The organism is Tomitella biformata AHU 1821, assembly GCF_000524475.1.
GTDB lineage: Bacteria > Actinomycetota > Actinomycetes > Mycobacteriales > Mycobacteriaceae > Tomitella > Tomitella biformata.
The window spans coordinates 20,236-28,088 of record NZ_BAVQ01000020.1 but is presented as its reverse complement, the minus strand read 5'-3'; the positions used below and the strand labels follow the sequence as shown (position 1 = coordinate 28,088).

Below are 7,853 nucleotides of genomic sequence, written 5' to 3'. Positions count from 1 at the left end.
CGTCACGCGCAGATCGTGCTGCACGTGATCTGCGACGCCGACACCCTCCACACCCCCGACACACCCGATGGCCCTGATAGTCCCGAGGGTCCTGACACACCGGATGATCCTGATGGCCCCGACGGTCCTGGTGGTCCCGATGATCCTGATGGTCCGGTGCCGCCGCAGGACCCCCGACCACCGACAACACCAGCACCAGCAGAAACCCCGGCACCAGCACCGGCGGAGACGCCAGACGCCTCCGAGTCCAATGCGTCGTCACCGGAGTCGTCTGAGACTCGCGAAGCCTGCGCACCCGGCACGTCCGGTGAGTCCGAAAAGTCTGCTAAGTCTGATGAGCGCCCTGGTTTCCTCGACGGCTACGGATTGATCAGTCCCGATCACCTCCGCGAGATCGCGGCCCGCCCCTACACCGTCATCCGGCCCCTTAATCCTCACCCCGGCCAGGCATTGCCCACGCATTTGCCGAGCGATCCGTATCGGTTCTCCGCCGCATTAGACACCTTCATCCGCGCTAGGGACGGCTACTGCGTGATCCCCGGCTGCGATAAACCTGCCTGGTCCGGCGACCTCGACCACGTCACCGAATACGACCACGCTTGTCCCGAGCAGGGTGGGAAGACCAATAGGGTCAACGGCAACGCCAAATGCCGGCTACACCACCTGTTCAAAACGTTCGGGAACTGGCTCGATGACCAATACATCGGCGAGGACGGGCACACCCACGTCGAGATTGTGACCCCGTCCGGCAACCGCTTGCACAGCCACGGCCACACCAACGAGGCGTTGTTCCCCGCGCTGCAGAAAATCTGTTTTCACGACCCACCCGGCACACCCGACCCGCCACCACCGCCGCCTCCGGACGAACGCAGCAGCGGCGATCCCACCCGCGTGGGACCGCAACGCCGAAGAACCCGGCACGCCGACAAACTCGCCCGCCGACGCCGCGAACGCGAACACAACCGACTACGCCGCGAACAGCACCCCACAGACCCACCGGTCTGAGAAAGCACTGTGCCCAGAGCCTAAGAATCCGAGGTGGGCACAGTCAAACCTGCCTAAATCCGCTCTTAGAAAATGGCAGCAGCAGATTCACGCGCGATGCGAATGTCGCAATGCTCTAGAGCACCGAGATGAGTCGCAAGCAGGGGCTAGGGGCTAGTGGCTAGGGGTTATTGCCGAGCCGCCAGTTACGGGTAACTCGTCGACGATTGCGTCGGGGCGGGCCCACAGGGTCAGTCGGCTGTCAGCGAATTGCCAGAGCCCGCTCAGTCCGATCACCACCCCGGAAACGAGGAGCACCGCGCCGACGGTGTCGGTGAGGTAGTGCGCGCCCGATATCACGCGCGAGAACGCGATGAGCACGATCAGCAATGCCCCGGCGACCGCCACGGTGTCGCGCCAGTCCACGCTGCGGATCAGCAGGAACACGGCGAACACGATGGCCGTCGCGAGTGCCACGTGCCCGCTGGGATAGCTGGCGCTGACCTCGGCGGCCAGCGGCGGCCGCGGGCGATCGATGAGCGCCTTGAGCACCATCGCGCTCAGCCAGCCGCAGCCGATCACGAACAGCGTCATGACGGCATCGCGCATCCGTTGGCGCAGGACGAGGCCCAGGGCGAGTATTGCCATTATGGCCGCGCCGCCGACGGGCGAGAAGACGGCGCTGGCCGTCCACATGACCGCGTGCACCCAGCCGCTATCGAGTGCCCGAAGGTTCTCGCTGATCGCGATGTCCTGCTCGACGAGCCAATCCGCCTTCGACACCGCCAGCCCGAGGCCCACGGACATGGCGATGAGCAGTGCTGAGGTGAACTGCCAGTGGCGAATTCTTGGCACGGAGGCTTCTCCCAATGCTTAGGGGGGCGGACAGGAACCGGGTCGCGGGCGCACTTCCCTCATCGCCATGAAATGCACGTTCGGGCGAGATCAGGGCATAGGAGAATATATCCAGTCAAAGTGAGGGATAGCGGCATCCTCTGCAGGCGGCGTGGCTGGACTGGTCGGTTCGCTGCTCCGGCACGAACGACCAGGAGCGTGGAGTCGGTGTGGGGATCCGCCATCTCTCACGCAGAGCGGCCTCGGTGCGGTGCACGTTCGGGCGGTCGGAGGTGGAGGTTCGCACCCGTCCGGCCTTCTCCGCCCAATGAAAAACGCGACCACGATGTTCTGTGGCCGCGCAGGTGATGCTGTGAATCTGGGTGCCCCCGGCAGGATTCGAACCTGCGCCCCCGCCTCCGGAGGGCGGTGCTCTATCCCCTGAGCTACGGGGGCGCACCGGGTTTCACGCCGGTGTGCCTTAAGACGTTTTAGACAGTAGCGCATAGTTGGCCTCATCCGGAAACCGGCCGTTCGGGGCCGTCGCCGAGATGGCGAATGCCGGCCTCGCAGCGGCAGGCCATAAGATGTAAACCTGTGACTCCCGCTGACCTTGCCGCCCTCATCCGCGCTACCGCGGAAAAGGTGCTCACCGACCGTGGCCTTGACGTTTCTGTACTGCCGGAAACGCTCACGGTCGAGCGCCCCCGCAACCCCGAGCATGGCGACTACGCCAGCAATGTGGCGATGCAGGTGGCCAAGAAACTTGGCCAGAACCCGCGCGAGTTCGCGGGGTGGATCGCCGACGCGCTGGTGCAAGATGACGGCGTCGACGTCGCCGAGATCGCGGGCCCCGGCTTCCTGAACATCCGCCTGGCCGCGGCTGCGCAGGGCGCCATCATCACCAAGGTGCTCGAGGCTGCGGCGGACTACGGCACCTCGGGCAAGCTGGCCGGGACCAAGATCAACCTGGAATTCGTCTCCGCGAACCCGACGGGCCCGATCCACCTGGGCGGCACCCGCTGGGCTGCCGTCGGCGACGCGCTGGGCCGGGTCTTGACGGCCCAGGGCGCAGACGTGACGCGCGAGTACTACTTCAACGACCACGGTGGGCAGATCGACCGCTTCACGGACTCGCTGATCGCCGCCGCCAAGGGCGAGGCGGCGCCGGAGAACGGTTACGCCGGCGATTACATCAGGGAGATCGCGGGCACCATCCTCGCCCAGCGGCCCGACGCGCTGGAACTACCTGACACCGAGCGGAGCGAGACGTTCCGCGCCGTCGGCGTCAGCCTGATGTTCGAGCACATCAAGAGCTCCCTCGCCGAGTTCGGCGTCGAGTTCGACGTGTACTTCCACGAGAACTCGCTGTTCGAGACCGGTGCGGTCGAGGCGGCCGTCGAGCATCTGAAGAACTCGGGCGCGCTGTACCTCGAGGACGGCGCCTGGTGGCTGCGCAGCACTGACTTTGGCGATGACAAGGACCGTGTCGTCATCAAATCCGACGGCAACGCCGCCTATATCGCAGGCGACATCGCGTACTTCCAGAACAAGCGCCAGCGCGGCTTCGACCTGTGCATCTACATGCTCGGCGCCGACCACCACGGCTACATCGGCCGGCTCAAGGCCGCCGCCGCGGCGTTCGGTGACGACCCGGACACCGTCGAGGTGCTGATCGGCCAGATGGTGAATCTGGTGCGCGACGGCGTCGCTGTGAAGATGAGCAAGCGCGCGGGCACTGTCATCACGCTCGACGACCTCGTAGAGGCCATCGGAGTCGATGCGGCCAGGTACTCGATGATCCGCTCCTCCGTGGACTCGAGCCTGGACATCGACCTGCAACTGTGGGCGAGCCACACCAGCGACAACCCCGTCTACTACGTCCAGTACGCCCACGCCCGCCTGTGCTCCCTCGCGCGCAACGCCGCCGATGTCGGGCTCAGTGCGGCCGAGCCGAAGCTGGAGCTGCTCACCCATGAGCGGGAGGGCGACCTCATCCGCACCCTCGGCGACTTCTCCAAGGTCATCGCGTCGGCGGGGGAGTTGCGCGAGCCCCACCGCATCGCGCGCTACCTGGAGGACCTGGCTGGGACCTACCACCGGTTCTACGACTCGTGCCGGGTACTCCCGCGTGGCGATGAGGAGATCACCGAACTCCACTCCGCGCGACTGGCCCTGTGCATGGCGGCGCGCCAGGTGTTCGCCAATGGCCTCGGGCTGCTTGGCGTCGACGCCCCGGAGCAGATGTGAGCACCGCAGAGAGCACCAAGCCCGAGGCGAGCGTCGTCGACGCGCTGCCCGCACACGTCTGGCCGCGTAACAGCGCTCGCGCTGACGACGGTGTCGTGCGCGTGGGTGGCGTCGCGGTGACTGAGTTGGCGTCCGAGTTCGGGACGCCGCTGTTCGTCATCGACGAGGACGACTTCCGTGGTCGCTGCCGCGAGATGGCGGCGGCGTTCGGCGGCGCGGAGAATGTGAATTACGCATCGAAGGCGTTCCTGTCGGCGGAGATCGCACGCTGGATCAACGACGAGGGCTTGGCGATGGACGTCGCGTCCGGCGGCGAGCTGGCTGTCGCGCTGCACGCGGGCTTCCCCGCGGAGCGGATCGCGATGCATGGCAACAACAAGTCCGTGGCTGAGCTGGACCGTGCAGTGCGCGCAGGCGTGCACGTGATCGTCGTCGACTCCATGATGGAGATCGAGCGCCTCAACGAGGTGGCGGGCGAGGCTGGCGTCATTCAGGATGTGATGGTCCGCGTGACTGTGGGCGTCGAGGCGCACACGCACGAGTTCATCGCCACCGCCCACGAGGACCAGAAGTTCGGCTTCTCTCTCGCCAGCGGCGCCGCGATCACGGCGGCCCGCGCCGTGCTTGCGGCGCCGAACCTGCGCCTCGTCGGCCTGCACAGCCACATTGGCTCGCAGATTTTCGAGGTCGACGGCTTCGAGCTCGCGGCGCACCGGGTGATCGGGCTGCTGGCCCAGATCGTCGGCGAGCTGGACGCGGGGGCCGATGCCGACGCGATCGCCGCGCTCTCGATGGTTGACCTCGGCGGGGGACTGGGCATCGCCTATGTGTCCAGCGACGATCCGCCGCCGGTGCACGAGCTCGCGGCGAAGCTCACGGCGATCGTCGCAGCCGAGGCCTCCGACGCGGGCCTGCCCACGCCGCGCCTGACGGTCGAGCCCGGCCGCGCCATCGCCGGCCCCGGCACCATCACCGTCTACGAGGTCGGCACGATCAAGGACGTCACCGTCTCCGCCGATCTGCAGCGCCGCTATGTCAGTGTCGACGGTGGAATGAGTGACAACATCCGCCCCGCACTCTATGACGCGGAATACGATGTGCGGCTGGTGTCGCGGACCTCCACAGCCGATCCGGTAGTTTCTCGGGTGGTGGGCAAGCACTGCGAAAGCGGTGACATTGTTATCAAGGACGCATGGCTGCCCGGCGATGTCGGACCGGGGGACCTGCTAGCCGTCGCTGCGACCGGTGCCTACTGCTATTCAATGTCTAGTCGTTACAACATGGTCACTAGACCTGCCGTGGTCGCCGTGCGCGACGGATCAGCCCGCCTGATCTTGCGCCGCGAGACCGAAGAAGATCTGCTCAGCTTGGAGGTTCAGTGATGGCCAACCGTGAAATCGGCGTGGCAGTGCTCGGTCTGGGCAACGTGGGCAGCGAGGTTGCCCGGCTGCTATTGGAGAGCTCCGATGACTATAAATCCCGTGTGGGGGCTCCTGTCATCTTGCGCGGGGTCGCAGTCCGCACGATCAGCGCCGACCGGGGCATTCCCGTTGACCTGCTGACCACGGACGCGCAGGCACTGGTCGACCGCGACGATGTCGACATTGTGGTCGAGGTGATCGGCGGTATCGAGCCGGTGCGCACCCTGATCCTGTCGGCGCTCAATTCTGGCAAGTCCGTGGTGACTGCGAACAAGGCGCTGCTGGCCGACTACACCGGTGAGCTGGCCGATGCCGCGAAGAGCTCCAACGTGGATCTGTACTTCGAGGCCGCGGTCGCCGGCGCCATCCCCGTGGTGCGCCCGCTCATGCAGTCTCTGGCTGGCGATCGCGTCAATCGCGTCGTGGGCATCGTCAACGGCACCACCAACTTCATCCTCTCCGCAATGGCGGAGACGGGAGCTGCCTACGAGGACGTGTTGGCCGAGGCCGGCCGGCTCGGTTACGCGGAGGCCGACCCCACTGCGGACGTCGAGGGCTACGACGCCGCCGCGAAGGCCGCGATCCTCGCCTCCCTGGCGTTCCACACCCGCGTCACTGCGGCCGACGTGTACCGCGAGGGCATCTCCGCGATCACCGCGGAGGACATCGCCTCGGCCAAGGCCGTCGACTGCACCGTCAAGCTCCTTGCGATCTGCGAGCGAATCATTGGCGCCGACGGCGTCTCCAGCGTCTCGGCGCGCGTGTACCCCGCGCTGGTGCCGCTGGCGCATCCCCTCGCGAACGTCAACGGCGCGTTCAATGCCATCGTCGTCGAGGCGGAGGCGGCTGGCCGCCTGATGTTCTACGGCCAGGGCGCAGGCGGGGGCCCGACGGCGTCGTCCGTGCTGGGCGACCTCATCAGCGCCGCGCGCAACCGTGTACACGGGGGCAAGGGGCCCGGCGAGTCAAATTACGCGCAACTGGCGATGTCGCCCTTCGGGGACACCCCCACGCGCTACCACGTGTGCATGGAGGTCACCGACCGCGTCGGTGTCCTGTCCGCTGTGGCGGCCGAGTTCGCCAAGCACAATGTGAGCATCTCGGTCGTTCGCCAGGAGGACACCGATTACGGCGCGTCCCTCGTCGTGGTGACCCACATGGCGACGGAGGCCGCGCTGCAGGAGACGGTCGCCTCGCTGGCAGATCTTGAGTACGTCAACGCTGTGACCAGCGTTCTCCGATTGGAAGGCACCGCAGAATGAGTAATCCGTATAAGCCCGTCCATCGCGCGTGGCCCGGCCTGATCGAGGCGTACCGGGACCGACTCTCCATTGGTGAGGACTGGAAGACGATCACCCTGCGCGAGGGCGGCACCCCGCTGCTGCCCGCCCGCCACCTGTCGGAGATCACCGGCTGCGAGGTCTACCTCAAGGTCGAGGGCCTCAACCCCACCGGCTCCTTCAAGGACCGCGGGATGACGATGGCGGTCACCGATGCGTATGCCCGCGGCCAGCGCGCCGTGCTGTGCGCGTCCACCGGCAACACGTCCGCCTCCGCGGCGGCCTATGCCGCCATCGCGGGCATGACCTGTGCGGTGCTGATCCCCGAGGGCAAGATCGCCATGGGCAAGCTCGCCCAGGCAGTCATGCACGGCGCCAAGATCATTCAGGTTGAGGGCAACTTCGACGACTGCCTGGAGCTGGCGCGCAAGACCACCTCCGAGTACCCGACGATTGGTCTCGTCAACTCCGTGAACCCGGTGCGCATCGAGGGGCAGAAGACCGCCGCCTTCGAGATCTGCGACGTGCTGGGCCGCGCGCCCGACATCCACGCGCTGCCCGTCGGCAACGCAGGCAACATCACCGCCTACTGGCGCGGCTACAACGAGTACCACGCGGACGGCATCGTCGATGTGCTGCCGCGAATGCTCGGCGTGCAGGCCGCAGGCGCCGCGCCGCTGGTCCACGGCGCCCCGGTGAAGAACCCCGAGACGATCGCCACCGCGATCCGCATCGGCGCCCCCGCCTCATGGGACGGCGCGATGAACGCGAAGAACGAGTCCAACGGGCAGTTCCGCGCGGCCACCGACGAGGAGATCCTCACCGCCTACCGCCTCATCGCGGCCACCGAGGGCGTGTTCGTGGAGCCCGCCTCCGCGGCCAGCGTCGCGGGCCTGCTCGCGGCGAAGGCCGACGGCTGGCTCGAGCCCGGCCAGGTCGTCGTGTGCACGGTGACCGGCAATGGCCTCAAGGACCCTGACAGCGCGCTGCTCGGCATGCCGCACATCAAGCCCATCGGTGTCGATCCGGTCGCGGTGGCCTCCGCGCTGGAATTGGCCTGATGATGTCGCTGGCGAATACTGCC

General features: G+C 66.8%; 4 protein-coding genes, 1 tRNA gene and 2 pseudogenes. 5 read left to right on the top strand and 2 right to left on the bottom strand.

Annotation, left to right across the window (positions count from 1 at the left end; all coding sequences use genetic code 11):
- Positions 1 to 1,005 (top strand): annotated as a pseudogene (locus TBIF_RS25655) (hypothetical protein); the annotation flags it as partial.
- Between the two features lie 153 nt (positions 1,006 to 1,158).
- Here the strand turns inward: TBIF_RS25655 and TBIF_RS23230 are convergent.
- Positions 1,159 to 1,839, bottom strand: coding sequence for a phosphatase PAP2 family protein (locus TBIF_RS23230; RefSeq protein WP_148302204.1), 681 nt, complete (start codon positions 1,837 to 1,839; stop codon positions 1,159 to 1,161).
- Positions 1,840 to 2,202: 363 nt separating this feature from the next.
- Positions 2,203 to 2,274, bottom strand: a tRNA-Arg gene (locus TBIF_RS08135).
- 141 nt (positions 2,275 to 2,415) lie between these two features.
- Between TBIF_RS08135 and argS the strand changes: the two genes are divergently transcribed.
- The 4 genes and pseudogenes from argS (at position 2,416) to thrC (ending at position 7,830) form a co-directional block, all read left to right on the top strand.
- Entirely contained in the window at positions 2,416 to 4,068 is a 1,653-nt protein-coding gene (argS, locus tag TBIF_RS08130; protein ID WP_024794330.1) for an arginine--tRNA ligase, read from the top strand.
- 50 nt (positions 4,069 to 4,118) lie between these two features.
- Positions 4,119 to 5,450: pseudogene (gene lysA / locus TBIF_RS08125) on the top strand (diaminopimelate decarboxylase); the annotation flags it as partial.
- Positions 5,450 to 6,751: a homoserine dehydrogenase gene (locus TBIF_RS08120; RefSeq protein ID WP_024794328.1), complete on the top strand. Its 1,302-nt coding sequence runs from the start codon at positions 5,450 to 5,452 to the stop codon at positions 6,749 to 6,751. The pseudogene lysA and the gene TBIF_RS08120, both read left to right, overlap by 1 nt.
- A complete protein-coding gene (thrC, locus tag TBIF_RS08115) occupies positions 6,748 to 7,830 on the top strand; it encodes a threonine synthase (protein ID WP_024794327.1) in 1,083 nt (360 codons plus the stop codon). Before TBIF_RS08120 ends, thrC begins: the two co-directional genes overlap by 4 nt.
- Positions 7,831 to 7,853 lie beyond the last annotated feature (23 nt).

Bases quoted from the DNA above. Each gene is read 5' to 3' on its own strand.
- thrC (WP_024794327.1), top strand. From the start codon at position 6,748: ATGAGTAATCCGTATAAGCCCGTCCATCGCGCGTGGCCCGGCCTGATC.
- TBIF_RS08120 (WP_024794328.1), top strand. From the start codon at position 5,450: ATGGCCAACCGTGAAATCGGCGTGGCAGTGCTCGGTCTGGGCAACGTG.